Here is a 26,051-nt window from a genome sequence, read left to right as displayed (position 1 = left end):
GATGGCCGCCCTCATGTTCGCATTAAGCGCCACAATGCCCGCTATCGCTGGTTCCGAGGACGTTGTCGTCGAAGATGCCTGGGCGCGCGCGTCGATCGGCGTAAACCGTCCGGGTGCCGCGTATATGACCATCCGCAATACCGGCGACGAGGCTGTGACACTGACGGGCATCCGCACAGATTTGGCTATAATGTCTGACATTCACCAGACATCGACAAATGCTGAAGGCGTCAGTTCGATGGCACCAGCGGGCGAGATCGAGATTGCGCCGGGTGACGCTGTGTCACTGGAACCGGGCGGCCTGCACGCCATGCTGATGCGCTTGCAGCGACCGATGGCCGAGGGAGAAAGCTTCTCTTTGACGCTCGACTTCTCGGACGGCGGTGAGATCGTGGTCGAGGTTTCAATTCTAGGTATTGCCGCACGCGGCCCAGACGGCTGATGAACCTGCTAAAGATAACGGTTTATGCCCTCGCAGGCCTCGCAGCGATTGCCCTGACACTTGCTGTCGGGTGGTGGCGGGTTGATGGCCCCGAGGCGCCCGAACGGACGGGGTTGCGACCGGTCGACCTATCCGCAATGGATTTCCGTCTCTCTGATCACGAAGGTGAGGAGGTTGGACCCGAAATCCTGATAGGTCGCCCGACGATGGTCTTTTTCGGCTTCACCTACTGCCCGGACGTCTGCCCAACGACGCTTTCCGACATCTCCGGCTGGCTCGATGACCTGGGCGAAGAGGTGGAAGGGATGAACGTGGTGTTCATCACCGTCGATCCCGAGCGCGATACCGTCGAGGCAATGGCCGAATATGTCAGCTATTTCCATCCCGCGATCCGCGGGTGGACCGGTCCGGAAGAAGAAGTCGCACGCGCGGCACAAGGCTTCCGCGCACGATATGAGCGGGTATCGACCGACGGTGGGGATTACACCATGAACCACACTGCGAGCGTTTTCCTGTTCGACGACGATGGCCAGTTCACCACCATGATCGACTATCACGAGCAGAGAGAATTCGCGGTGCCGAAAATCCGGCGTGCGCTCAATAAAGAAACTGAGGGGGCAACATGAAAATTAGAACACTCGCGGCAGGTTTCGCAATCGTATCGGTGCTGTCGCTGGGCGGGTTCGCGATATCGAGCATCTGGTCGAAGGATCCGGTCCCTCCAGTTCTGGCTGCTGCGACCAACTGGTCGCCACCCCAGCTCCCGCTTCCCGCGTCTATTGAAACGGAAATACCGCAGTTCGCGCAACCACGTGCGGAGCCCGCAATACCATTCCAGTCCATGCCACGTCTGGAGGTTGCGATGGCCGATACTCTCTTACCGACGATAGAACCTCCGCTCGCCAATTGGTCACGCGATATCGCCACCGGCGAGACGCTCGACACCGTTCTTGAAGAAGCAGGTCTCTCAGCGACCGACCGTGCCGAGGTCGCCCTGGCCCTCGGCGCGGAATATGATCTCAGGCGACTTAGGCCAGGGCACTCGGTCACCGTTGTCTCGACGATGGACGGCAGCCCACGCAGCGTCGCGCTCTCCGTTGAGGACGGTGTGAGGATCGAGGCGATCTTTGGCAAAGAGTTAGCCACGCAAGTCGTGACCCCGGATCCTGAGTTCATAACACTAGCGGGCGAAGCGGTGATCGACAGCTCGCTTTTCGCCGCGCTCGAAGACGCTCGAATGCCCGCCCGCTTCGCTGTCGATCTGGCACAGATGCTGGGTGGAACCGTCGACTTCCGTCGTGAGATGACCGGCGGTGAAACCCTTCGGCTTCTGTGGCGCGAAGCCCGCGTTGGTGAAGACAGGATTGGCCAGCCGGAACTGACCTTCGCGTCGCTGGAAATCGGCGGCGCGCTTTACGAGGTCGTCTGGCCAGAGAATGGGAGCGGTCAGGCGACGATCTATGTCGACGGTGCAGTTCTCCGCGTTTTTGCGCAGCCCGTGGAAGGGGCACGTTTAAGCTCGGTGTTTGGCCGTCGTACGCACCCGGTCTACGGCAATGTCCGCATGCACACTGGCGTCGATTTCGCAGCCGCACGCGGAACACCGGTTCAGGCCACGGCGACCGGACGCGTCAGCTTCATTGGCTCGCGGGGAGGATACGGTCGCGTTGTCGAAATCGCCCACGGCTCGGACACCAAGACACGCTACGCGCACCTGAGCGCTGTGACGGAAGGCCTTGAGACGGGCCAACGCGTGGCCGCTGGAGACATGATCGGGCGTGTGGGCGCCACCGGCACTGCGACCGGGCCAAACCTGCACTACGAGGTTCTGGTAGATGGCCGCCCGACAGACCCCCTCTCTGACGCGCGTCTCGCCGAAGCTGCCGAACGTGAGGCAGATGACGCTGGTGCGCTGTCGCGACTGGCCGAAGCCCGCGCGCTCCTCTCCGAAAATCTCGGCATCGAAATCACACTGACAGAAACCGAAAGGCTCTGACCTATGAAACACTTGACCCAAGCTCTGACCCTCGCCTTAGTCCTTCTCCCGGCGGCGCAGGCCCTCGCGGAGGCAACCCCAATCGACGTCCGCAAGACCAATGGATGCGGTTGCTGTCTGTCCTGGATGAATCATCTCGAAGAGAACGGCTTCGCACCAACAGGTCAGGACATGTTTGGTGGCCTTCTCGTTCGCTTCAAGCTCGACAACGGAGTGCCGCAGCGCATGGTCTCCTGCCACACCGCGCTCGTCGACGGTTACGTGATCGAGGGACATGTGCCTGCCGCCGACATCCGCCGCCTGCTGGACGAACGCCCCGATGCAGTCGGCCTAGCAGTGCCTGGAATGCCCTATGGTTCGCCCGGCATGGGACCCGAGGAGGACCGAGAGGCCTACGACGTATACTTGATTCGAAAGGACGGTTCGACCGAGGTCTTTTCGAGTTACCCGGAAGGCTGAGCACCTTCAGGATGTGTCATACTTGTCAGACCATGCGCGGCGCAAACTTCGCGCTGATTGCCGACGTCAGGGTTGGCTGACGCAATGCGCTCGCTAAAAGGAACACCAGCCATCGGGATGCTTGCCGCCCTCGCGGCTTTCGCGATCGATCAGGTCACAAAGGCCATCGTCGTCACGTATGCGAGCGTCCTGAGCGCTGTTGTGCCGGTGTTCCCCGGGTTCAACCTCACGTTCCACCGCAACGATGGCGTGACTTTCGGGCTTCTCGGTGGAGCGCCTTGGTGGAGCCTCGCGATTCTTGCCCTTGCGGTCTGCGCATGGCTCGCGATCATGATGCTTCGCACCGAAAACGGCATCGAGGCGCTTGCCTATGGAGCAATTATCGGCGGCGCCCTCGGCAATGTCGTGGACCGCGTGCGATATCGGGCCGTGACAGATTTCCTCGATTTCTACGTCGGCTCCGCGCACTGGCCCGCCTTCAACATTGCTGACGTCTTCGTGGTCGGCGGTGTCGGATTGCTTCTGGCAGCACCGATGATGCAGAGGCGCTTCTGAAACGATCAATGAAGTCTTTGCCCCTTGCTTCGTTCGGCGGATTTTTTTTGCCCAAGAAAAGGTCTTTCCGGAAGGAAAAATCTCTCGAGGCACAAGTCTGAATATTCTATAATGCTTTTAAGGGAACTAACTCCGGCGAGCTTGCCGACGCCCACGTATGGACTTTTTTCAAAGCATCGCGTCAAAATGAACCAAGTTGCGAAGTCAAGCTAGTAAGTGACCAGCGGATATTGAATCTCAAAGAGGATCGCTTAATCAAGGATCTGATCGGCGCATGCCCCTGCCAACACTTACTTTATGTCGAACCTGCCGTGAAGCTGACCCCGCTCTGTTCGATCAAGTCGCCTCAATTCTGGAGGCGTCGAAGGTGAAGGCTAAATTGCAGCAGGTGGACTGTATGTCCGGTTGCCAGCGGCCGCAGACGCTGGCTGTACGGCAGAACGGCAAGACCGCTTATCTATTCGGTGAGATTACTGCTCTAGATCTGCCGAACATCTTGACGTTCATCCGTATGTATCAAGACAGCCCAGACGGCAACTTCGCTGATGCGCGGCCACTGGGAAAGCTGCGTTTCAAGGCCATTGCCCGCATTCCGGCAGATGTTTCGTAACCCGCCCGCGACATGCCGGGAGAAGTTCCAGCGATAGAGTTTAGTGCGTTGCGTTCTATGGGCAGCGACAAAATTCTATTGAACATGGCGCTGCAGAACTCTTGTACGACGGTTTCGTACTTGACCAGCCGCTGCCTTTTGAGACAGGAATAATCAATACGGTGTTCAAAGGTGCTTAAGCACTGGGACTGAAACGGGAATGAGGACGGTGGACCAAATCGCGGCACCGAAGCCTCAACCGCCCCCGCGACTGTGAGCGGCGAGCGACCTTCCGATACCACTGGCGTAAAGGCGCCGGGAAGGGGGAAGACCGCAGCGACCCGCGAGTCAGGAGACCGGCCGTGTAATAAACGCAATTTACGCCGTCGGGTGTGACGGCAAGGAGGACTAAAGTGACGACAAAAGCGATCAAGGCATCTGCTGTACGTTCAACCATGCTGCCGGCAGTGTTTGCCCTTATTCTGGGTCTCGGTATTATCACTGTGACCGGCCATGTTCAGGCTTCTGGCCTGCATGACGCTGCTCACGATGTGCGCCACGCAACTGGCTTCCCCTGCCACTAAGGCCATGTTCAGTCGTATTCTGACCAGCGCGTTGTTCGCTGGTGCTGCAGCTGGGCTGATTGCCGCCCTGCTGCAACTGAATTTCGTGCAGCCCGTACTACTCCACGCCGAACTTTATGAGGGCGGCGAATTGGTGCATTTTGGCGCTGATCCCGTGACCGCGCACCCCGATTTGCCCGGCATGTTCGCTGAGCCGGTGCGCGACGGCCTGAGCATCATCTTCACGATGCTGACTTACACCGGCTATGCTCTGGTCCTGGTGGCACTGATGTCGATGGCCGAACGCCGGGGGCATGAGATCAACGGCCGCAAAGGCCTGCTGTGGGGTCTGGCTGGCTTTGTCGCTTTTCACTTTGCACCTGGTTTGTCGTTGGCTCCGGAAGTGCCCGGCGTGGCTGCAGCCGATGTCGCTACACGCCAGATTTGGTGGACGGTCACCGTCGCTACGGCAGGCGTGGCCATGTGGCTGATTGCCTTTGGCGGCAATCTGGTAAGCTATCTGGCCGCCGCCGGGCTGTTATTGGCGCCGCATATCATCGGTGCGCCTGAGCCCGACAGCTTCGCCGGTCCGGTTCCAACCGAGATCGGGGCGCTATTTGCGGCCCGGGCCTTTGGCATCGGTATGGCCGCCTGGGCACTGCTGGGCAGTTTTGCCGGCTACTTCTGGCAGGTGGAAGGCAAGCGCTCGGGCGCTGCGGCCTGATCCCATGCCTCAATTGCTTACCCGCCGGCCGCACCGTTGGGGGCTTTCTATTTTCAAGGAGGACAAGATGTCCCGTTATCTCGCCCTCTTTGCCATCGGACTGATCTTTGGTGGCGGTGCCGGTTTTGTGATCGCCGCTGGCAGCGGAACCACCTTTGACGGCCATGACCACGCTGACCCGGCGCAACACGGCGGCACTGCAGAGATGGCAACCCATGAGCACTCCGCTGCCACTGACCTGCCGGCCGACAGCGATGCGCCCAGTGTGGCGATCCGGATGATAAAGGATCCGATGGCAGGTTGGAACTTGCATGTGACACCACAAAACTTCCGATTTGCACCTGAGAATGCCTCGGCTGCGGATATACTTGGCGAAGGGCACGCGCACGTCTATATCAACGGGGAAAAGCTGGGCCGCCTTTATGCCAATTGGATACACCTCCCATCGCTGCCGGAAGGCGATGTCGAGGTAAAAGTCTCCCTTAATGGCAACAGCCACAGCCCGCTAATGGTTGGGGGTGTGCCGGTTGAGGCCAAACTGATCGTTCAAGCAGACGGTGACGGCTCCTGAGCGGCAATTCGTATCAAGATCGAACATCAGTTTCACGGGCCTAGCGGCACCTGCATTGCTCTATGCTCGCAGACCAGATTTAAGTCCACAGTTCTCGGTCCCGACGTATCTTGCTAAGAAATGGATATTGCACCTACCACTTCGCTATTGGCTCATTTATCTCCCTAAAAAATCCTTGAAGGCGCGTAAGGTCTCTTCGCTTACATGGTGCTCGATACCTTCGGCATCGTGCTCGGCAACATCTTTGGAAATGCCCAGGGCGATAAGGAACTCCACCACAATCCGGTGCCGTCGCCGACAGGCTTCGGCCAACGCCTGGCCCTGCTCGGTCAGAAAAATCGCGCGGTAGCGTTCACGCCGCACCAAACCTGCCTTTTTCAATCGCGAGATGTTCTTCGTGACGGTCGGGGGTTTCACACCCAATCGTTCGGCAATTTCGACAGGTCGCGCCTCTCCTCGGGTTTCAATCAACTCTGCGATCAGCTCGACATAATCCTCTGCCATCTCGCTTTCATGCGCTTGGCGCACGATCGCAAAACCTTCCGCCTGAGCTTCCGGAGCCCGTTCCACGGGTTGAATTGTTTCACGGTCATGTGATTGCAGCTTTGTCATATCAGGACTTTGCCTTCCAACTGAGCAATTGACAACTTGTTTGCTTTGGGTAGATAAGTTAGACGTGGCTAACTTTTGGGGTTGGAGACTAAATTGATCCGGAAACTCTCAGGCTTGCTGGTTGCGGCGTGGATTGGCGCAACAGTCTCATTTGGGCCGTCCCATGCAACACCGGCAAAGGAAGCGCCGTGGTTGCCAGATGCAGCGGCCTATCGGCTGACCCTCTTTCTGGGAAATTTGGAGCCAATCCCCTGGGATCAGGTCGAAACAGCCTGGTCTGATCCCTATCACGGCTCGGAGTTCTCTGCGGGCGCGCTTGCATGGTTGAGCGCGAATAGCGACATCGGTGCGGAACCCGTACTGGACGCGATTGCGCGAAAAGATCGTCAGGCCCTTTTCGAAGCTGCGACGCAAACAATCGCGCACAGAATCGAAGAGGAATTGGACCGCGCGCTCAACGCGGACGACCCAGCCACCGCGCAGCAGGCGGTACAGACCGCGCGCGAACTCTACCGCGCCTTTGCGGATGGCATCGGCGCAGCCGATGCCGATGCAGCGCGCCAAATTGGTCGTGCATGGCTGGAGCTAAACAACAGCACAGGCTCCGCCGGAGTCCTTGGCGCAGGAGCGACACCTGCCGACCGAGAAGCGATGGTCGCTGCACGGACGACCATCTCAATCTATCTCGCTGAGAATTACCTGGCCGCTGACTTCGCCCCGAGGCGACAGCTTACCCCATTGCCTGAAACAGCCATACTCAGCGGGCGCGAAATCGACTTACCGCCGAGCCTTCCGCCGGGGGCGGATATCTTCGATCAGGACCCATTGCCGCTGCTTGTCCTGAACTTCGAGGAACAGGGCATCGATGAAACCGATCTGCCACTGATCGCCTACGGCGACATGCTCTTCGATAGTGCCCAGATATTCGGCGGCCCCGCGCGTGATCTTGGGATCGCGTGTTCAACCTGCCACAATCGGTCGGACATCAATCAACGGCTCTTCATTCCAGGTGCCAGTCATCAGCCTGGTGCCATCGATGTGGACGGCGCCTTCTTCAATCCGGTCTTCAACGATCGACGCGACGATCCGCTCGATATCCCCAGCCTGCGCGGCCTGCGGTTCACTGGGCCCTATGGTCGCGATGGTCGCTTCGCGTCACTACGCGACTTTACCCGCAATGTGATCGTCAATGAATTCGGTGGCGCGGAACCGACGCCCTTCATGCTGGATGCGCTGGTTGGGTACATGCTCGAGTTCGACTTTCTGCCGAATTCCATGCTGACAGCGGATGGCCGTTTAACTGAGGCCGCTCCGGTGGCGGCGGTACGAGGCGAAGCAATCTTCAATCGGCCATTCGAGGGATTGGGCAACCAATCCTGCGCGAGCTGCCACGTACCCGATGGCAATTTCCTCGACCGTCAGGCGCATGATATCGGTTCCGCCAGTCCGCCTTACCAGGGCGCCCGGTCCGGCGCATTCGACACACCCACATTGCTCGGAACAGCCTATACGGCGCCCTACTTCCACGATGGTTCGCTGCCGACCCTCGCTTCAGTGGTGGGTTGGTTCAACGAGACAAAGTCACTTGGACTTGCTGCGTCCGATCGCGCGGACCTGACCGCCTATCTCGAGACGATCGGCGCGGCGGACGAACCCTATGAAGCCTTCGATGCTGAGAATACGCCCTTCCGCCTAGCGTTCGCGGAGCTGACCACATTCGCGTCGACGCTGGACACGCTGCTGCCCCGCCGGGACGCAGAACATATCCTTCTCTTGGTTGAAACTGTTGGGGCAGACCTTTCCGCCGACGCCAGTACGATGTCCAACCTGACTGCCCGGCCCGACGTCTATGCGCTTGCCGATCGGTTAAACCAGGTTGGCGCGGCCGTGCGTCAGGGAGACTGGGGCACCGCAGAGGCAAGCTGGACGGCGTTCAAGGCCGAGGCCGAGACACTTGAAGCGAGGGCATTCTGATGCAGGTCCGATTGAATCGCAGATCATTGCTGGCCTTGTCCGCCGCAGGTGCATTGTCTCTGGGAACACCTCTTGCGGCCCAAGAGACGAGCTTACGCCTCGCCTTCATTCCGCAAGAAAATCCTGACAAGTTGCTTGGCGATATTGCGGCAATCACCAACTGGCTTGCCGAACAAATCGGCGCTCCCGTCGAGGGGTTTGTCACGATTGATCACGCTGCTGCCGTCGAGGCGCTTCGCAATGGAGACGCCGATATCTCGTTCATGGGTGCCCTGCCCTTCGTGCTGGCGGAGGCCGAGATCGGTGCGGTACCGCTCTTGTCCGAGGTTTACCGTGACCAACCGAGCTACACAGGTCGCATCTTCGTGCGCCGGGACAGCGGGATCGAGACGCTAGCGGATTTGCGGAACAAGGACATCGCGTTCGCCGATCCCATTTCGGAATCGGGCTACCTGTATCCGCTCGCTGAATTTGTGGACGCAGGCTTGTTCGCTGCACCAAGAGACGCAGACGCGTTCTTTGGCCGCGTGTTTTTTGCAGGTGGCTATCAGCAGGCCATGCAGGCGATGACCGAGGGCCTCGTCGACGCCGCAGGCGCGAGCCAGTACGCCGATCTTCTTCTCAGCCCCCAACAACAAGCCCAGGTGACCTGGATCGCAGAAAGCGATGCGATCCCCAGCCATGTGGTTATCGCGCGGCCTGGACTTGATGCGGGGCTTCAGGCGCGATTTGTCGACGCGATGTTGCGGCTCAACGCGCCGGAAAACCGCGGCCTTCTCCGCTATCTTTATGGGCCTGACGGATATGTCAGGGCGGATACGGCCAACTATGAAGGGGTGCGCGCCATGGCGCGGCGATACGGGTTGCTGGGATGAAGTCAGCCATTCAAATTGACGATCTCAGCTACACGCACCCGGGTTCAGACTTTCGTGCCTTGGAGCATGTCTCTCTTGCCGCGCCTGCAGGCCAGAGTATTGCTTTGCTGGGTCCGTCCGGTGCGGGCAAGACCACATTGCTGACATTGCTCGATGGGCGACTTCGTGGCTGGCGCGGTCGCGCTTCAGTCCTGGGGGCATCCCTTGACCCCGATCATCCGCCCGCACGCGCCCGACGGTCCGACACCGGCTTTGTGTTCCAGGAATTTGCCTTGGTAGAGCGCTCTTCGGTGCTGCGCAACGTGCTGAATGGCCGTCTTGGCCGCATGTCTCCATTGCGCGCGGTCCTTTGGTGGCCCACCTCTCAAGACTTCGAACTTGCGCGGTCCGCCCTTGCGGATTGCGGTATCGCGGATCTGGCAGAGCGTCGAGTCGACAGTCTCAGCGGGGGGCAGCGGCAACGGGTTGCCATAGCGCGCTGTCTTGCTCAGGAACCTCGCCTAGTCCTTGCTGACGAACCGATCAGCAACCTCGACCCTGCACGCGCGACAGAGATCCTGACACTGCTGACCGGAGCGGCACACGCGCGGGGTGCGACCGTGATGTTCTCTTCGCACCAGCCAGATCTCGCCCGACGCTTTGCCGATCGTATTGTAGGCATGCGGGATGGGCGGATTGCTTTTGACGTGGCGGTTGAAGACTTGAGTGAAGCCGAGACTGCCGAGCTTTATCGCGAGGCTGGGATCCCTCCCGGTACCAGCCTCAGGGCGGTCAGCTGATGAGGTCGCGCGGGTTGGGCAGTTTTGCTGCCGGCGTCCTCATTGCTGGCGTGATCCTTTGGTCCTTTCTGACGACCGACGTCGAACTGTCGCGTCTCTTGTCAGCAGGCCCCCGGATTGCCGACTTCCTCGGCCGTATGGTGCCGCCTGATCCAACCGTCATGAATGAAATCGTAAAAGGCAGCGCAGAAACATTGCGCATCGCGATCCTTGGATCTTTGGGCGCAGTGTTTCTCTCCGTACCGCTCGGGATACTCGCATCCGAAACAATGGTGTCCCCGGCGGTCTTTCGTCCCGTCCGCACCTTGCTTGCCCTCATTCGCGCGGTCCCGCTGATCCTCGTCGCTATGCTCATGGTGGGCGCTGTTGGGCTTGGCCCTCTGCCTGGCATCATCGCGGTTGCCATTCACGCGACCGGCATGCTCGCAAAGTTCTATGCCGAAGCGATCGACAGCGTATCCCGCGCACCGATTGCCGCACTGGAAAGCGCCGGCGCGGGACCATTGGCACGGCTCAGGCACGCGATCTGGCCGCAGATGGCACCCGTCGTCGCGCGTGACACGATCTTCCGGTTCGAACTGAACCTGCGGGAGTCGCTGATCCTGGGCATCGTTGGTGCAGGTGGGATTGGGTTCTACATCCAGACCTATGTTCGGTCGTTTCAGTACGACAAGGCGGCAAGCGTGACCCTTGCCGTGATCGCGATGGTAGTCACCATCGAAGCGATCAACGTAGCGCTCAGACGGCGGTTTGCGTAGAACCACCAGGCGAAGACCACTCAAAGGTCGCCGTATCAGGCATAGATCTCGATGGGTGTACCGTCATTGACCATGGCGTAGATGTCTTCGATCTCCCGGTCCGTGACTGCTCACCCTCATTGATTTTTGAGGGCAGAGTGACACTTCTGCTTTGCTCATGGGTGATATTTTAGCTTTGCGGCTACAACACTTAATCGCATAAGGTTTATAATGTTAATTTTCACACTGAAGGCTTGTTGGGTAGCTAATAAGAAAGCCAACTTTTAGATTTATCGGTTTGCGTCAATCCATTTTGACATCATCATGCGATCCTTGGAGCATTCGAGCGGAATTTCTCGGCGCTTCACTCAGCAAAACCAACTTGCTTGGAAGACAGATAGTTTGAAAACTACCCATTAGTTTAGCAACCTTATGTCTATCGATCCAGCGCGACAGTGCATAAGTGATCTCATTGCGTTTCTTGAGGTAACTCGACGCCAGTACGACGCGAAATTTGTATGGCAAATATGATCTGTTTTTTCGCCACCGGAATCCGGTGGTAATCGTTCGATTGATTTGGAGACAAAGACAACTGTTGTTGCGCTGCTGACAAAAGAGTCGCTCACTTTCCGCTTTCTAATCAGCATAGAACATTTGAAGAACAAAAGAAGAAGGTGTGGCATGAAACGAAAAGAACTCACTGTATGATATTCACTGATGCCGCTCTCCAAAACAAGGGTTTGGCGGCATACAGCGATTTAGAATCTCTTATCTCGGGTCGAGATGCGAACCGGATTGCCGGTCGAATTCTTCTGTTGCCGCCAAATTTTTAGCGATATGGCCTGCACGCTTCGGCCTTTTTGCGGTTGTTTTGAGCCACCTCGAGTTTAATAGGCCCCGGAACCAGTGAATTTCCAAGCGGACAACAATGCCACTGCCGCGCCACAATTACATTAGGCACTAGCGGAAAATTTCATAACCATCTGATTTTAATAGAATTTATTAAATTCACATTCAGTAGCTGGTTGCAAAGTGCCACTCTCGGAAAGTCACACACGCGTGAGTGCTGCGTGAGGGGATAGTTTACCGTGGAGTTTTAGCACTGTTGCCAGTACTATCCGCTACTGAACCTTGCCTGTACTAGAGCCCAACTTTTCAACGACCTAGGCATTTAACTTTGTAACCGAGTAACGGGGTACGAGACATTTTATGAGCCTTACAAGTCAGCACACACCAACTGTTCGTTCGACCGTGGGATATTTCCACAAAGGCATGTTCTGGCTGATCATCGCAACCGTAGCGGCCGGCTTCTTTTATTGGAACGGCATCGAAGAACTTCTGAAAGCGTGGAAGTTGCCGGAATACAGCCACGGGCCTTTGATCCCATTGCTGTCGGGTCTTCTTTTCCTGCGTCAATTGAAAACCGTTCCGGTTAACGAAGGTCCCGTTACTGATCGGTGGCCTGGGGTGGTATTGCTCTTTATCGCGGTGGCGCTCGGCTTTGCCGGGAACATGATCGAAATTAACGATATCGTGGCCTATGCGCTTATCCTGTGGGTTGGCGCGATACTTTTGATCAGCTTCGGATGGAAGACGGGCAAACACTTCTGGCCGCCTGTTGTACACCTGATCTATATGCTGCCGCTCCCCGGGGCGTTGTACTATGGCGTCTCAACCTACCTTCAGGGGATATCGTCGGAGCTTGGCGTTTACTTCCTGCAGATCCTGCGCGTGCCAGTTTTCCTGGAAGGGAATATCATTGATCTGGGTGTCTACAAGTTGCAAGTGGCCGAGGCATGTTCGGGTCTGCGCTATCTTTTCCCCATCCTGAGCTTCTCATACATCTTCGCGGTCCTCTACAGGGGCCCGATGTGGCACAAAGCGATCCTTCTGATCTCGGCCGCGCCGATCACGATCTTCATGAACTCGGTTCGCATCGCCATGGCTGGCACCATCGTGAATATCTACGGATTGAGCTGGCTTGAGGGCTTTACCCATTTCTTCGAAGGCTGGGTGATTTTCGTCAGTTGCATCGTGATTCTGTTCATTCTGGCCTGGGTGATGGTCAAACTGCGCCGCGATAATCTGGGCCTTATCCATGCGCTGGATCTCGACACCGAAGGGTTGGGCACCCAAGCCAAACGGATTTTCCTGGTGCAGCCGTCGCGCGCGTTAATCACCGCGGCCGTTGTTGTCACGGCCCTGTCTGTCGCGTGGTATTCGGTGCCGAAACGCGATGCGGTGACCATTGACCGTGATCCGTTTGTTCTCTTCCCGACGCAGGTTGGCGACTGGTCAACAGGCCCCCAATTCTCGCTTGATCCGGAGATTGAGCGCGTATTGAGCGCGCATGACTACCTGCTACTGAATCTGAGAAAACCGTCAGAAGCCGGAGATGTCGAATTGTTCGTGGCCTGGTACGAAAATCAGAACCAAGGGGGTGTGCATACACCCGAGGTATGCTTGCCGGGCGCGGGTTGGGAAATTGCCAAGCTGGAGCAGATCGATTCAACGCTTCCGGCGGAATACGGCGCATCCTTCAAGCTGAACCGTGCGATTATCCAGAAAGGCGTCAATCGCCAGCTGGTGTACTACTGGTATGAACAGCAGGGCCAGCGCACGGCATCAATGTTCACCGCAAAACTGCAGCTAATGGTCGGTAAACTGACCAACGGCCGTAATGACAGCGCCATCGTGCGGCTGACAACAGCCATCGCACCAGGTGAGTCGATTGCCGATGCAGAGGCACGTCTTCAGGACAGTAAGGCGGGAGTACTGAGCAAACTTCCGAGATTCATTCCCGGCCTGTAATGTCGCCAATTAGGTGATCGGATAAATAGAGCCGCTGGATTTACCGGCGGCACTATTTAAGACGGCTATCAAAACCGTTTGAAATGACTCACATACTTGACCCAGCCGGGTCAAGCGAAGCAAGGTTGTTAGCCGTCAGACTATGTCAAACACATCCTCGGGTAGCTGTTGCGCGATCCGATGTTGTGCACAACGGTTATCTTAACGAAGTTGAAGTATTTTTCTGTTGATTATGAAGCTCTAGGAGATCCCCCGGTTTTGAGTTTTCCGTCAAGATTTCGAAGTAAGCTAAACAGCTCAATCAGAACGACGGTCACCCACGCAGCAATAATCGAGATGCTATTGACCAAACGCTCCAATCCACGGCTGTAGCTTCCAAGCGCTCCACCTGGCTTTCATCTTGTTTCAAGTTGCTTACTTCCCATAAATGTTCATCTCGTCTTCTTCTCTGCTAGGCACTTCCATTTCGAGGGTGATATGCGTGATACCACAATGAAGAACTAAAACTGCTTCAATGCGGTCCCTGATTGCTTCCGCATTGGACCAATCACTGCTGTTCACAACGACATGTGCATCCATCGCCGTTTTGTGTCTGCCCACCTGCCAGAAATGGACATGATGCGTATCGACCACTCCTTCGACAGCGAGGACGCGTTTAATGACCTCGCCGGGAACAAGGGCATCTGGATGGCCATTCGTAAATGTCCGAATTGCGTGGATTTGGCTCTTAATCGACATCCAAGTTATGCAAACAACGATAATGACCCCGATCATAGGGTCTAGAATAGGGGATTGATACAACATCAGAGAAATGCCCGTTCCAAAGACTGCGATGGGGATTGCGAGGCAAATCAGACTACTTGAAGACGGCCATCTTCTGGGGCTTTTATTCTCGAATGCGAACAGCGTGATTGCGAAATTTGCAGTTGCCGACAACCCTCCGAGGATCACAATTAGGAGTCCGTTTGGCTTAACGGTACGAAAAAACCGCTCGGTTCCTTCGTAGAACAAATACGCTCCGATAAAGGTCACCGCTATATAACCAATCAAGGTAGCGGCGGTCTCAATGCGCAAATAATTTTCCGCGAACCGTTCGTCTACCTGTGGCTGGCTAATTTTCATTGCAGCAGAGAAGGCGATCTTAGGAAGCACTATGGAAAGATTGTTCAGGGCATCAGCGAGAAGTGTGATGCTGCCTGCAGCGATACCACCAATCCCAAGTAACAGGCTCAAAACGATCCGTGCAGCAATCCCCACTCGAAAACGCGAAGCAGACTGTTGAGCCTTTTCGCTTGACCCATTTGGCCATTGATCTTGAGCACTTTCCATGGACCGAAGATAATTCCTACAACGATTGTAGGTTCAAGGGTTATTTTGCCCACCGAAGTGTTCGTCAGATGACGCGCAACCGGAATACTCGCGGACGCCCGCAAGAACTTGGCAGGTTTCCACATTACTGCATTTGCATTTCATTATTAATTGTCGCAAGATCTTTTTTCGATCAAGCAGCTGCGACAAACTCCGCTCTAACGCGTTCAATTGTTGTTGCGCAACGAAAATGGCTGACCAACAGGAATCTTGCGAGCTGCTGGACAGTTCAAGCAGTTCGCGGATCGCATCCAAGGAAAACCCAAACTGTCGACTGTGACGAATGAATTCAAGCCGACCAACGTCGTCAACATGGTACCGTCGTTGACCACCCCTCGTACGCCTGGCTGGTTTGAGCAAACCTACCTGTTCATAGTACCTTATCGTTTGAACATTACTTCCTGCGCTACGCGCTAGAGCTCCAATTGTCAGTATGGTTAGTGCCAAAGTTCTTTGTTGCAAGGACGGAATGGCTCAACTGACGCTTGGAATTCTTTCATACATCAGCTTCGCCCCACCTTTGGATATCTTATCGGGCAAAGTTGAGCGAAGCTAGCTGCTGCTGCATGTGCAGAATTCCAGCGCTGCTCAAACCCCTGATTCTGCCCGGCGGGTGTGGAAGTCGGACAGAATGATGCGGCATCCGTTTCATGCCCATGTGGTAAAGTTCCGTGTGGCTGATCCGAGGTGTCCCGAGGAAACCGGATGGAAGGATGTAGCGGTCGTGACCGTTTCGCGCGATCTTCTCGTCAGCATCGAAGCTGATACAGAAGAAGATGTACAGTTCATGTTTCTCTGTTATATTTTGGAACATAATGATGCTGGGATGACGGAGCCGTTCCTCACTGGCTCACCACCTGGTGGGATTACAGAGATTGGCCAAGATCGCTCTTTATAAACACTCTCGAAAGTTTGACTTGACCCTACAGCGACTGAAGCATTCAATGTGTTCAAGCAGATTTCGGGAGTATATCTATGCTGGGCCGACAAGTCGTGTGCGGTGCAAAATCTTTGGGGTTCGAAGGAAGGGACATAGGCCAAAGATTTGGCAAACGCCCTGCCAACGGCCGATTGAGTTGCACCAGTCAACGAAAAAATTTCATACCTTACCGCGAAGGTGTGCGGGTGCTATATCAACAGATGTTCGTACACATCGTCGAGGTATTAGGTGTAAAACTCGACAATTATACCGCGGCAACATATAATTTCCCCTTCAGGCAAGAAATATCCGGGACCAAAAATCACTTGTTAAATTCCGGTGTAGTGAGGACGCTTTTTCTATCAGTGGAACACATTCAGATGGACGACGATCCAGTTGCTCGGCTGATTGATCTTAAATGGAAAGATCAACCGATCGGGGCCAGTGTATGATTATCCACAGAATCGGCGCTTTGTTTCTGATATTTGGTTTGTTTTTGCAGCCGCCAAGCTTTGCTACCGCTGCCGAGTCCGACGCATACCAGTCATCTACTCTTACGGCTCGGCTCATCACAGTTGAAGAGGGTGTCCGAACCGACGCAAGAACAATTTCGGCAGGGCTGAGCATCACACTTGAGGAAGGCTGGAAAACCTATTGGCGTTCACCCGGTGAGGTCGGGTTGCCGCCAGAGGTCGATTTGAATGCTTCATCCAACCTTGCGGCAGCGGAGTTGCTATGGCCTGCTCCTACGCGTTTCCGCGCCTTTGGTATTGAGAATTTCGGATATGCGGGCGAGTTAACCTATCCAATTCGTTTGACAATAGACAACCCCGGAGAAGCGTTGGACCTGAAGGCCGAGGTCTCACTGCTTGTCTGTTCCAACGTCTGCATACCAGAGAACTTTGAGCTCACGTTGTCGCTGCCACCCGGGACCGGAGTCGATCAAACATCCGCCGCTGAGATTGCCCTCTGGGCCGAGCGTGTGCCGGTCGACGGCGACGCGTCCGATGTCTCGCTGCTATCGGCCGCTTTGGTAGAAGGGGAAGACGCGCTCGTCGTGCAGTTGAGCCGCCCGTCAGGATGGCAGACCCCCGACGTCTTCCCCGAACTTGGCGATGGCACCGCTTTTGGAGCACCCGACATTCGGCTCTCGCCTGACAAAAGCCTACTCTGGGCGCGGCTTCCGATACTCTACTTGTCGGACCCGCCGTCACCACTTGCGCTGACGCTGACGGATGGAGAGAGCGCGGTGACCTTTGATGCAGTGACGCTTGGCACGGTTCCAGCCGAACCCCCATTCACATTGGCACCGCCTAGCCGGGAGCTTTCTGCACTGATCTGGATTGCGCTTCTCGCGTTTGGCGGGGGAGTCATCCTGAATGCCATGCCCTGTGTGCTGCCGGTTCTGTCAATCAAACTCTCCTCGGCGCTGAAAATTGCAGACGGAACGCACCACCGAATCCGCTTTGGATTCCTGGCGACTGCCTTTGGAACGCTGGCGTTCATGTGGGTGCTCGCAGCACTTGTTCTGGGGCTTCAGAGCTTGGGTTATGCCATCGGCTGGGGGACGCAGTTCCAAAACCCGTTCTTTCTCGTCTTCCTGATTCTGGTGCTCGGGCTCTTCGCCGCGGCGCTCTTCGGGGTGTTCGAGATTCGGCTGCCTGCCGGACTGGCCACGCGTCTCGCCGGTCTCGGACGAGAGGGCTATGTCGGCGATTTTGCCACCGGCGCCTTTGCAGCGATCCTGGCCACGCCCTGTTCCGCGCCGCTTCTGGGCACGGCAATCGCATTCGCCCTGACCGGGTCCAGCCTCGATGTGATGGTCGTGTTTACCGCAATGGGGATCGGCCTTGCCCTGCCCTATCTCGTTGTCGCCGCGCGGCCGCGCCTAGTCGCGGCGTTGCCACGGCCGGGGCGATGGATGCTTGTCGTTAAGGCCGGGCTTGGCCTGCTCCTTTTGATGACGGCGGCATGGCTGTTCTGGGTTCTGTCGGGTGTGACCTCGCCGACGCTTGCCCGATGGGTGGCCGCAGCCCTGATCGTTGCTACCCTGAGCTTAGCGGTCGGTAAATGGGGCCGCGCGACACGCTGGGCACCGATACTTGCGGTTCCGATGGTAGGTGCCGCCCTCGCCCTGCCAGCAGTGATGACCGTCGATGCGCGTGTTGAGCCACGCGGTGAGGTCATCGAATGGGCGGCGTTTGAACGCGCCGAAATTGCCCGGTATGTAAGCCAGGGACACGTTGTCTTCGTCGACGTGACCGCTGACTGGTGTCTGACCTGCAAGGCGAATAAAACACTGGTCCTGGACCGCGCGCCAGTGGTCGATGCATTGGCCTTGCCCACGGTCGTGGCCATGCGGGCCGACTGGACACGTCCAGACGCCCGAATCCAAGCCTATCTGGAAGCAAACGGACGCTTCGGCATTCCCTTCAACATCGTCTATGGACCTGCGGCTCCTGAGGGGTTGCCACTGTCGGAAATCCTGACTCCCGGTGCGGTTATGGACGCGATCGAAGCCGCCCTTGGCGACCCGATCGGGCTCGCAGGCAACGCGGGTGGCTAATTCATCTCTGCCTCCAGCTGTGTCAGGGCCGCGGCGCGGCGCGGGTCATTTTCGGGAAGTGCGTTGACAACGGCCAATGCCTTTTCCCGCGCGGCGACCGCCGCCTCCACTTCGCCCAGAACCGCATAGGCCCGTATCAAACGGAACCACCCATCCAGATCGTTCGAATCTTCCTCAAGCCGCGCCGCCAGCCCGTCAACCATGGAGCGGATGAAGGCCTCGCGATCCTCTTCCGGCATATCCTCGGCGGCGGCAACATCGGCTGCACTCGGACCGCGCTCGCCGCCCGGGATAGGCGCGAATGCGGTCAGGCTGACCGGTGGCTCGCCTGTCTGGTCGCCGAGACGGTTCACAGAGGCGACAAATATCTCCATCCAGGGATAGAAACTGTCGGCCGTTTCGAGCATCTCAAGCAAGAGTGCGCGGGCGCTGGTAAGTTCGCCGCCCTGCTCCATGGCCTGCGCCTTGTAGAACGTGGCCGCCGGGTTTGCCGGATCGCGCGCCATGACCTGGTCGATTACGCGTTCGGCTTGTGGTGTCACGATGCCGTTCTCCGCTGCAATGAGCGCATCGGCGTAACGCGACAGAACCGAAGCGTCGGCATCGTCGCGCGCGATGACCCGCGCGAAGGCATCGACCGCTTCGGCGTAGCGCCGCATCCTCATGTAGGTTTGTCCAAGCAGCACCCAACCCTCAGTCGGACCGCCGCTTACATCTGATTCGAGTCTGTTCTTGAGCCGGGCGGTCAGATCGGCGATCTGGGTGGCTTGCTCCTGCTCGGCCTTCCGCTCGGCAAATGGCTGACTTTCGATCGAAGGCGCGCCGATCTGGAGATAGAGCATGCCGGCGGTCAGTGGCACCAGAAGTGCTGCCACCGCGATCACCCACCGTCCGGAATTGTGCGCGACAACCTGACCTTCGCTGCGTGACACCGAGAGAATCCGGCGCTTGACCTCGACCTCTGCGGCCGTCGCCTCGTCGTCGTTGATCAGTCCGCGATCCCGGTCTGCCTCGATTTCGCGAAGCTGATCCCTGAGGATCGCAATGGCCCCATCCCTGCGTGGAAGCGCTTCCGGGTCACGACGAAATCCGACAGCCAATGCGACCGCAGTGGCCAGCGCCAGAAAAACGAGAACGATCCAGATCATGGCTATTTATGCTCCTCTTCGGACTGCAGGAACGCATTGATCTCGTGCTCTTCCTCGGCGCTCAAGGACCCGGCTGACATCCGCACTGTCTTGGCCCGGTGCCGCCTGAAGACAACCACGACGATCCCGGCCCCAATGCCAAAAAACACGAACGGACCGAACCACAACAAATAGGTCGATCCTTTCAGCGGAGGTTGAAAGAGCACGAAATCGCCATAGCGCTCGACAAAGAAGGCGCGGACCTCCTCATCGCTGTCGCCTGCCACCAGCCGCTCACGGAGCAGAATGCGCATCGTGCGCGCCACACCGGCATTGGAACTGTCAATGTCCTGGTTCAGGCAAACAACGCAGCGCAACTGCTTCGAGAGATCGCGAGCGCGTTGCTCCAGTCCACGATCACTGAGGATCTCATCAGGTTCCAAGCCCCACGCGAGGCTCGCCGCAAACGTTATGAAAAGCACGAGAATCCACCGTTTCATAGCGGTTCCTTTGCAGCATCGAGAGCGGCGCGGACTTCGGCCTGGGCCTCTGGAGCGATGATCGGGCCGACATACCGGAAAACCACGACGCCATTGGCATCGACGACGAAAGTTTCCGGCACGCCTGATATTGCCCAATCAACCCCGACACGGCCATCGAGATCGGAGCCGATGCGTTCGTAGGGATTTCCGAGATCTGCCAGCCAATCTGCCGCGTCCTCGGGCTTGTCCTGGTAGTTGATCCCCATCAAGCGAATGCCGTCCTGTTCGACGAAACGGGTGAGGACGGCGTGCTCCGCCCGGCAGGGCACACACCACGAGGCAAAAACGTTGACAAGAACTGGCTCGCCGGTCTCACGAAGATTGTCCGCAGACAGACCCGGTGTTTCAATCCCGGCGACGGCGGGCAAATCAAATTCGGGAACCGGTTTGGCGATCCGCGCCGTGGGCACCGCGTTCGGATCGCGATCTGGATTGAGCCCCCAAAGAAAGAAGCCGCCCAATATCAGGGCGACCAGCGCCGGCAAGGCGACGACCATGCGTTTCATCACGTCACTCCGCCGGTTGCGGCGCGGGACCCCGGCGCGCGCGTTTTGGCACACCGACTCGCAGTCGGCGGTCGGACATTGAAAGAGCGCCGCCCAGGATCAACATAACTGCTCCGATCCAAATCCAGGTTACAAACGGTTCGTAGAGTATGCGTACCGTCCACTTGCCTGACGCCTTATCCGCGGCTGGTTCGCCGATCGTCACATAAAGATCGCCTGCCAGCGTCGTTCGGATTGCCGATTCCGTCGTCGTACTTCCTGCGACAGGATAGCTGCGCCGCTCGGGGCGCAGCCAGGTGAGTTCGGCACCGTTTTTCAAGACGCGCAGTTGACCCTGCTGCGCGATATAGTTCGGACCCTGGACGCGTTCGATACCCTCGAAGACAACCTCGAACCCGGCGATCTCGACTCTCGTTCCAGGCTCGGCGAAGATGATCCGTTCCTCTTTCCACGCCGTGGAGCCAACAAACCCCAAGATCAAGACCGCAATACCGATATGCGCCAAGGTCATACCATGCGCGGCCCGCGGCAGATTACGGGCACGCCGCAGCGATTCTGGAAGGGGCGCATCGAACATTTTTATCCGAAGTGCCCATTCCCGAAGGCTTGCCGCAAAGACCCAAGCCGCGATTGCCAGGGAGATGACGGCCAGAAGTGGTCCGTCGGTTTGCAAATACCAGACCACAAGACCCACTCCCAAGGCGATGGCCAGAACCCAGCGGAGTCTCTGCCAGACGCCCGGCAGGTCCGCCCGCTTCCAGGAAAGAAAGGGGCCGATGCCCATCATGATCACCAGCGGGAGCATGAACGGGATGAAGGTTGTGTTGAAATAGGGCGGGCCGACGGACACCTTTTCGTCTGCGAGCGCTTCGACAAAGAGCGGATAGAGTGTGCCGAAGAGCACGGTGGCTGTTGCCGTCGCGAGAAGCAGGTTGTTGATCAGCAGGCCGGCCTCGCGGCTGATAGGCCGAAAGAGACCGCCCGGCTCAAGCTGCGGAGCACGCCACGCGTAAAGTGTCAGCGATCCGACGATGGTCACCCCAAGCAGTCCGAGAATGTAGAGCCCGCGCTCGGGGTCAACAGCGAACGCATGGACAGAGGTCAGAAGCCCCGAGCGCACGATGAAGGTGCCAAGGAGGGACAGAGAGAAGGTCAAGATGGCCAACAAAATCGTCCAGCTTTTAAATGTATCGCGTTTCTCAGTCACAATTGCCGAATGCAATAGTGCGGTTCCGAGGAGCCAGGGCATGAATGAAACGTTCTCGACCGGGTCCCAGAACCACCAGCCGCCCCATCCAAGTTCATAATAGGCCCACCACGATCCAAGGGCGATCCCGGCTGTCAGGCTGATCCAGGCGGCAAGCGCCCACGGGCGCACCCAGCGAGCCCAGGCTGGGTCGACCCGGCCTTCGATCAGCGCTGCGACAGCGAAAGAAAAAACGATCGAGAACCCCACATAGCCGAAATAGAGTAGCGGCGGATGCATCGCCAAACCGATATCCTGTAGCAGCGGATTGAGGTCCTGCCCATCGAGCGGTGGCGGAAACACCCGTTCAAACGGGTTCGAGGTGAAGAGCATAAACGTCAGGAACCCGGCACTGATCCATGCCTGGACCGACAAGGTCCTGGCCTTCAAAGCAGCCGGAATGTTGCCCCCAAGAAGCGCAACACCGGCACCAAATACGACGAGGATCAGGGTCCAGAGCAGCAACGACCCTTCGTGGCTGCCCCAGCTGCCGGCAACCTTGAATATCATCGGTTTTAGGGAATGCGAGTTCTCCAAGACGTTGCGAACTGTGAAATCACTTACCACAAACGAGCGGACGAGGGATGCGAAGGCTATGCCCACCAGAATCATCTGCAGCAACGCCGTCGTGCGAGCGCTTTCCATCAAGAGCGCGCGCCCGGTACGCGCACCAAGGATCGGCAGAACACTTTGTACCAGAGCGACGGCGAGCGCTAGAACCAGGGCAAAGTGGCCGCTTTCCGGTATCATTTTTGATACAACCTTTTTCCTAATGCCGGAACCGTGACCAAGGGCAACGGATCGCAAGCAGACGTCCTTCTGAATGTCGCCATCTCAAAACGATCCTCTGCTCTCTAACTTACAACGACAAATGTAACAATTGAGCATGCTCGAACGTTCAGAATATCCTCACTTGAGTACCAACTTCGGCGAGGTCGAAGAGTTCGGCGATATGCTCGTTATAAAGCCCGATACAACCATTGGACGACCGCCTTCCGATTTTCCGTGTGTCCCCCGTACCGTGCACCCTGTAATATTGCCAGGATAGATAGAGTGCGTGCGTTCCTAGAGGATTGTCGGGTCCAGGCGGCCAATAGTCCGGCCATTCCGGGTTTCGCAATTTCATTGATGGTGTGGGTCGCCAACTGGGACCTTCTACTTTTCTTACGACCCTTGTATAGCCGCGACGAGTTAATTCTTCCGACGCCGGAATACTCGATGGGTATAGCTTGTAGACACTCTCATCCTCTGACCAATATTGGACTGCGCGGGAATCGATGTCACATAGTATCGCACCATGTTTCAAATCGACAAAATGGTCTTGCCAAGAAACTACGCTGAATGAGGAGATATTCCTGCGTACTGCCGACGGCTCTAGTTCTTGGGCCCTAAGGAACGCTGGCGCGGAAACAAACCCAATCGCTGCCGAACAAATAAATTGGCGTCTTGTCTTAGACGAATTATTCATTGGTCCGCTCGCCTTCTCTCCGAGATTACGGTCTTCTACATCCTATAGCTGCTAGAGGTTCAATATGCCAAATTATGACATTTTTGTGAACCAACCTTCTTACAGGAACCGACGCGTTGCAGCGCAATACTCATCGAATTTCCCACCATACTGCTCGCGCAGTCACGGCTCTTCGGCAAATGGGGCAATGGCCAAAGCGGTAATTCCAACTGCCATCACGGGCCATGCCCAGATGGACGAGAACAAAAGGCCAAAACCCAAAAGGATGGCCATATCGGCAACATATTATGGGTTGCGCGAATAGCGGTAGAATTCTGTGGTGATGAGTTTGCTTTTTCTGCCGCTGATGTCAGACAGTCCCTCAAAACTTCCAGGACACGGCATTCCGAAGCACTTCCGCCGCTACATTCAAGCACCATGCGCTGTAGTTCAGTACGCAGCGCCTCCAGCCGCGCGATACGTTGCTCAACATGCTTCAACTGGCGGCGCGCGATGACATCTGCTTCATGGCAAGGCCGGTTCGGTTCGTCGGAGAGATCCAGGAGTTTGCGAATGGCCTCCAGCGAAAAACCCAGCTGGCGCGCATGCCGGATAAATGACAGTCGGTCGAGTTTGGCATTTCCATAACGCCGCTGCCCACCCTCGGTCCTTCCCGGTTCAGGCATCAGCCCAATCTGCTCGCAATAGCGGTTGGTCTGTACTTTGGTGCCTGTCTTTTTCCCGAAGGTTCCAATTGTGAGCATTTGCTGTTCTCCCAAAAAGCACAGTCACTGTAGGTTTTCAAAAATTGACATGCAAGCACTGCTTAGTATTCACAAACACGTGACACCGCGCCGCAGGATAAAAAAGAGCATTGAACCTCTAGTAGCTTGAGGATGTATGTGCGCTTGCAATGAAGATTGATGGGCGGGTGGTTTGAATTGAAATTTACAACATTTCAAGTATTTCTATGGAGTCTGGCGGGCGTTGCAACGCTGGCCTTCGTTTTGTTGCTTCTTTGGGCAGATTATCGTGCCGATCAATCGCGCAATGATGCAACAGCGTTCCGGGCTGCCTTTGAATTGACCGACCATCAGGGCATGGTCCGCACTCAAAACGATTTCTCAGGCCGTTGGATGCTGGTGTTTTTCGGCTTCACGAATTGCCCCGACGTCTGTCCCACAACACTGTCCGAGGTTGCAGCTGTGATGGAAGGGCTAGGGAGCGATGCGTCGAAGGTGCAGCCACTCTTTATTTCAATTGATCCTGAACGAGACAAGCCACTGGAATTAGCAATGTATTTGCCGCTCTTTAACGCCGGCATAATTGGACTTACTGGCACGCCCGAGCAGATCGCGGAGACATCAGAAACCTTTCCAATCTTTTTCGAGCGAATTGAAGAAGCCGCCTCACCCGACGGTTACACGATGGGGCACACTTCACATCTCTTTCTGTTCGATCCTGACGCAGGTTTTGCCGATTCCTGGCCCTATGGTACACCCGCTGAAGAAATCCTTGCAGATCTGAGAGCGAGGATCTGACGATGATGGACCGCGTATCTGGAGAAACGGCCCTTGGCTTGGCGTGGATCATCGCGCTGGTCGCATCGCTCGCCGTTCTATTTGTCGGCGAGGTGCTTGGGCAGACACCCTGTGTGCTCTGCTGGTTCCAGCGCGTCTTCATGTTCCCGTTGGCAATCGTTCTGGGCTTCGGTCTCTGGTGGCAGGATCGCCAGGCAGGCCGTTACGGGATGGTATTGGCGCTTTGTGGTGCGGCTGTGGCGCTCTGGCACATGGGGCTTTATGTCGGACTGGTTCCTGAGCGCATCCAACCATGCACCGCAACCGTCCCGTCCTGCACGGATGACAATCAACTGATCCTCGGCATTCCGATTCCTCTGATGGCGCTGGTCGCCTTTACCCTCATTGGCATGCTGTCGGCTCGCTCACTCAAGGAGACACAAAAATGAACAGACGGAGCGTCATTTTATCCGGTCTAACTCTCGGCATTGTGGGGTTTGGTGGCGCGACATGGTACGCCACCCGCCTTGCCCCGCTCGCGGAAGCCGAACCTGTTGCCCCCGAACTGGCGGAGGCGTTGATGCGGCCCTACTCCCCTATCCTCGGGCCCAAGACCGCGCCTGTAACGATCGTCGAGTTTTTCGACCCGGCCTGCGAGGCCTGCCGCGCCTTTCACCCAATCGTCAAGGACATCATGGCGGAACACGGGGACGCGGTCCGCGTCGTGATCCGGTACACTCCGTTTCATGGTGAGGGGTCCGAAACGGCGATCCGCGTGTTGGAAGCGGCCCGAATGCAGGACCTTTTTTTGCCAGTTCTTGAGGCCATTCTGCAAGAGCAGCCACGCTGGGCATCTCACGGCGGCATTCGTCCCGAGCTCATCCTTGGAATAGCCGCAAACGCGGGGCTCGATGAAGAGGCCGCGCGCACCCAAATGATGGCACCGCAAACCGTTGGGGTTCTCAATCAGGACCGCAAGGATGTTGAAGCCATGGGGGTTCGCCAGACACCAACCTTCTTCGTGAATGGCAAACCTCTCGATCCGTTCGGGGAAGCAGAGCTGCGGCGCCTTGTTGCAACCGAAGTCGCCGCCGCGCAAACCTGAGCAGAAAGAGAAGATTTC

The 26,051-nt window shown here is 57.0% G+C and carries 27 protein-coding genes, 1 pseudogene and 1 riboswitch; of the genes and pseudogenes, 19 read left to right on the top strand and 9 right to left on the bottom strand.

Annotated elements, in window-relative coordinates; genetic code table 11:
* Position 1: 1 nt before the first annotated feature.
* From RBB29_RS15750 to RBB29_RS15710, 9 genes are all read left to right on the top strand, one after another.
* Entirely contained in the window at positions 2-442 is a 441-nt protein-coding gene (locus RBB29_RS15750) for a copper chaperone PCu(A)C (RefSeq protein WP_306115097.1), read from the top strand.
* A complete protein-coding gene (locus tag RBB29_RS15745) occupies positions 442-1,068 on the top strand; it encodes an SCO family protein (RefSeq protein ID WP_306114990.1) in 627 nt (208 codons plus the stop codon). The genes RBB29_RS15750 and RBB29_RS15745 overlap by 1 nt, the downstream gene beginning before the upstream one ends.
* A 215-nt stretch (positions 1,069-1,283) precedes the next feature.
* A complete protein-coding gene (locus RBB29_RS15740; protein WP_371931515.1) occupies positions 1,284-2,438 on the top strand; it encodes a M23 family metallopeptidase in 1,155 nt (384 codons plus the stop codon).
* 3 nt (positions 2,439-2,441) lie between these two features.
* A complete protein-coding gene (locus RBB29_RS15735; RefSeq protein WP_306114988.1) occupies positions 2,442-2,897 on the top strand; it encodes a DUF411 domain-containing protein in 456 nt (151 codons plus the stop codon).
* A gap of 84 nt (positions 2,898-2,981) precedes the next feature.
* Positions 2,982-3,452, top strand: coding sequence for a signal peptidase II (gene lspA / locus RBB29_RS15730; protein WP_306114987.1), 471 nt, complete (start codon positions 2,982-2,984; stop codon positions 3,450-3,452).
* Positions 3,453-3,726: 274 nt separating this feature from the next.
* The gene (locus tag RBB29_RS15725) at positions 3,727-4,062 is read left to right on the top strand and encodes a DUF1636 family protein (protein ID WP_306114986.1); all 336 of its coding nucleotides are present in this window, start codon (positions 3,727-3,729) and stop codon (positions 4,060-4,062) included.
* Between the two features lie 142 nt (positions 4,063-4,204).
* Positions 4,205-4,421: riboswitch (cobalamin riboswitch) on the top strand.
* Between the two features lie 75 nt (positions 4,422-4,496).
* On the top strand, positions 4,497-4,625 hold the full coding sequence (locus tag RBB29_RS15720) for a CbtB domain-containing protein (protein WP_371931514.1): 129 nt from the start codon (positions 4,497-4,499) through the stop codon (positions 4,623-4,625).
* Positions 4,626-4,629: 4 nt separating this feature from the next.
* A complete protein-coding gene (locus RBB29_RS15715) occupies positions 4,630-5,328 on the top strand; it encodes a CbtA family protein (RefSeq protein ID WP_306115096.1) in 699 nt (232 codons plus the stop codon).
* A gap of 67 nt (positions 5,329-5,395) precedes the next feature.
* Positions 5,396-5,899 (top strand): hypothetical protein, encoded by a 504-nt coding sequence (locus RBB29_RS15710; RefSeq protein WP_306114984.1) that lies wholly within the window; start codon positions 5,396-5,398, stop codon positions 5,897-5,899.
* A gap of 156 nt (positions 5,900-6,055) precedes the next feature.
* Here the strand turns inward: RBB29_RS15710 and mntR are convergent, their stop codons facing one another.
* The gene (mntR, locus tag RBB29_RS15705) at positions 6,056-6,511 is read right to left on the bottom strand and encodes a manganese-binding transcriptional regulator MntR (protein WP_306114983.1); all 456 of its coding nucleotides are present in this window, start codon (positions 6,509-6,511) and stop codon (positions 6,056-6,058) included.
* A gap of 114 nt (positions 6,512-6,625) precedes the next feature.
* On the opposite strand from mntR, the gene RBB29_RS15700 reads away from it, so the two are divergent.
* The 5 genes from RBB29_RS15700 to xrtD all read left to right on the top strand — a co-directional run bounded on the left by RBB29_RS15700 (position 6,626) and on the right by xrtD (position 13,687).
* On the top strand, positions 6,626-8,485 hold the full coding sequence (locus tag RBB29_RS15700) for a cytochrome c peroxidase (RefSeq protein WP_306121180.1): 1,860 nt from the start codon (positions 6,626-6,628) through the stop codon (positions 8,483-8,485).
* Positions 8,485-9,360, top strand: a complete 876-nt coding sequence (locus RBB29_RS15695) for a phosphate/phosphite/phosphonate ABC transporter substrate-binding protein (protein WP_306114981.1) — start codon at positions 8,485-8,487, stop codon at positions 9,358-9,360. The genes RBB29_RS15700 and RBB29_RS15695 overlap by 1 nt, the downstream gene beginning before the upstream one ends.
* Positions 9,357-10,139 (top strand): phosphonate ABC transporter ATP-binding protein, encoded by a 783-nt coding sequence (locus RBB29_RS15690; protein ID WP_306114980.1) that lies wholly within the window; start codon positions 9,357-9,359, stop codon positions 10,137-10,139. The genes RBB29_RS15695 and RBB29_RS15690 overlap by 4 nt, the downstream gene beginning before the upstream one ends.
* Positions 10,139-10,897, top strand: coding sequence for a phosphonate ABC transporter, permease protein PhnE (phnE, locus tag RBB29_RS15685; RefSeq protein ID WP_306114979.1), 759 nt, complete (start codon positions 10,139-10,141; stop codon positions 10,895-10,897). Before RBB29_RS15690 ends, phnE begins: the two co-directional genes overlap by 1 nt.
* A gap of 1,188 nt (positions 10,898-12,085) precedes the next feature.
* Positions 12,086-13,687: a VPLPA-CTERM-specific exosortase XrtD gene (gene xrtD / locus RBB29_RS15680; RefSeq protein ID WP_306121179.1), complete on the top strand. Its 1,602-nt coding sequence runs from the start codon at positions 12,086-12,088 to the stop codon at positions 13,685-13,687.
* Between the two features lie 414 nt (positions 13,688-14,101).
* On the opposite strand, the gene RBB29_RS15675 is transcribed toward xrtD, so the two are convergent.
* Positions 14,102-15,016 carry a cation diffusion facilitator family transporter gene (locus RBB29_RS15675; protein ID WP_306114977.1) on the bottom strand — a complete coding sequence of 305 codons (915 nt, stop codon included), beginning with the start codon at positions 15,014-15,016 and terminating at the stop codon, positions 14,102-14,104.
* A 33-nt stretch (positions 15,017-15,049) separates the two neighbouring features.
* On the bottom strand, positions 15,050-15,502 hold the full coding sequence (locus tag RBB29_RS15670; RefSeq protein WP_306114976.1) for a MerR family transcriptional regulator: 453 nt from the start codon (positions 15,500-15,502) through the stop codon (positions 15,050-15,052).
* A 121-nt stretch (positions 15,503-15,623) separates the two neighbouring features.
* Between RBB29_RS15670 and RBB29_RS15665 the strand changes: the two genes are divergently transcribed.
* Together RBB29_RS15665 and RBB29_RS15660 are read left to right on the top strand one after the other, a co-directional pair.
* Positions 15,624-15,953 carry a multicopper oxidase domain-containing protein gene (locus RBB29_RS15665; RefSeq protein ID WP_371931512.1) on the top strand — a complete coding sequence of 110 codons (330 nt, stop codon included), beginning with the start codon at positions 15,624-15,626 and terminating at the stop codon, positions 15,951-15,953.
* Positions 15,954-16,422: 469 nt separating this feature from the next.
* Positions 16,423-18,540 carry a protein-disulfide reductase DsbD gene (locus RBB29_RS15660; protein ID WP_306114975.1) on the top strand — a complete coding sequence of 706 codons (2,118 nt, stop codon included), beginning with the start codon at positions 16,423-16,425 and terminating at the stop codon, positions 18,538-18,540.
* On the opposite strand, the gene ccmI is transcribed toward RBB29_RS15660, so the two are convergent.
* The 6 genes and pseudogenes from ccmI to RBB29_RS15630 form a co-directional block, all read right to left on the bottom strand.
* A complete protein-coding gene (gene ccmI, locus RBB29_RS15655) occupies positions 18,537-19,688 on the bottom strand; it encodes a c-type cytochrome biogenesis protein CcmI (protein WP_306114974.1) in 1,152 nt (383 codons plus the stop codon). The two genes, RBB29_RS15660 and ccmI, sit on opposite strands and share 4 nt — an antisense overlap.
* A 2-nt stretch (positions 19,689-19,690) precedes the next feature.
* On the bottom strand, positions 19,691-20,167 hold the full coding sequence (locus tag RBB29_RS15650; protein WP_306114973.1) for a cytochrome c-type biogenesis protein: 477 nt from the start codon (positions 20,165-20,167) through the stop codon (positions 19,691-19,693).
* Positions 20,164-20,715 carry a DsbE family thiol:disulfide interchange protein gene (locus tag RBB29_RS15645; RefSeq protein WP_306114972.1) on the bottom strand — a complete coding sequence of 184 codons (552 nt, stop codon included), beginning with the start codon at positions 20,713-20,715 and terminating at the stop codon, positions 20,164-20,166. The genes RBB29_RS15650 and RBB29_RS15645 overlap by 4 nt, the downstream gene beginning before the upstream one ends.
* A gap of 4 nt (positions 20,716-20,719) precedes the next feature.
* On the bottom strand, positions 20,720-22,711 hold the full coding sequence (locus tag RBB29_RS15640) for a heme lyase CcmF/NrfE family subunit (RefSeq protein ID WP_306114971.1): 1,992 nt from the start codon (positions 22,709-22,711) through the stop codon (positions 20,720-20,722).
* Positions 22,712-22,859: 148 nt separating this feature from the next.
* Positions 22,860-23,429: a L,D-transpeptidase gene (locus tag RBB29_RS15635; RefSeq protein WP_306114970.1), complete on the bottom strand. Its 570-nt coding sequence runs from the start codon at positions 23,427-23,429 to the stop codon at positions 22,860-22,862.
* Positions 23,430-23,764: 335 nt separating this feature from the next.
* Positions 23,765-24,172, bottom strand: a pseudogene (locus RBB29_RS15630) (helix-turn-helix domain-containing protein); the annotation flags it as partial.
* A gap of 159 nt (positions 24,173-24,331) precedes the next feature.
* Between RBB29_RS15630 and RBB29_RS15625 the strand changes: the two are divergent.
* The 3 genes from RBB29_RS15625 to RBB29_RS15615 are packed head-to-tail and all read left to right on the top strand — an operon-like array spanning position 24,332 to position 26,033.
* Positions 24,332-24,949 (top strand): SCO family protein, encoded by a 618-nt coding sequence (locus RBB29_RS15625; protein WP_306114969.1) that lies wholly within the window; start codon positions 24,332-24,334, stop codon positions 24,947-24,949.
* Positions 24,950-24,954: 5 nt separating this feature from the next.
* A complete protein-coding gene (locus tag RBB29_RS15620) occupies positions 24,955-25,377 on the top strand; it encodes a disulfide bond formation protein B (protein WP_306115094.1) in 423 nt (140 codons plus the stop codon).
* On the top strand, positions 25,374-26,033 hold the full coding sequence (locus tag RBB29_RS15615; protein WP_306114968.1) for a thioredoxin domain-containing protein: 660 nt from the start codon (positions 25,374-25,376) through the stop codon (positions 26,031-26,033). Before RBB29_RS15620 ends, RBB29_RS15615 begins: the two co-directional genes overlap by 4 nt.
* Positions 26,034-26,051: the final 18 nt, after the last annotated feature.

Origin of the sequence: Roseovarius sp. MMSF_3359, assembly GCF_030733385.1 — a bacterium.
Taxonomy (GTDB): Bacteria; Pseudomonadota; Alphaproteobacteria; order Rhodobacterales; family Rhodobacteraceae; genus Roseovarius.
The sequence above is the reverse complement of the archived record's forward strand: the minus strand, read 5'-3'. Positions and strand labels throughout refer to the sequence as shown.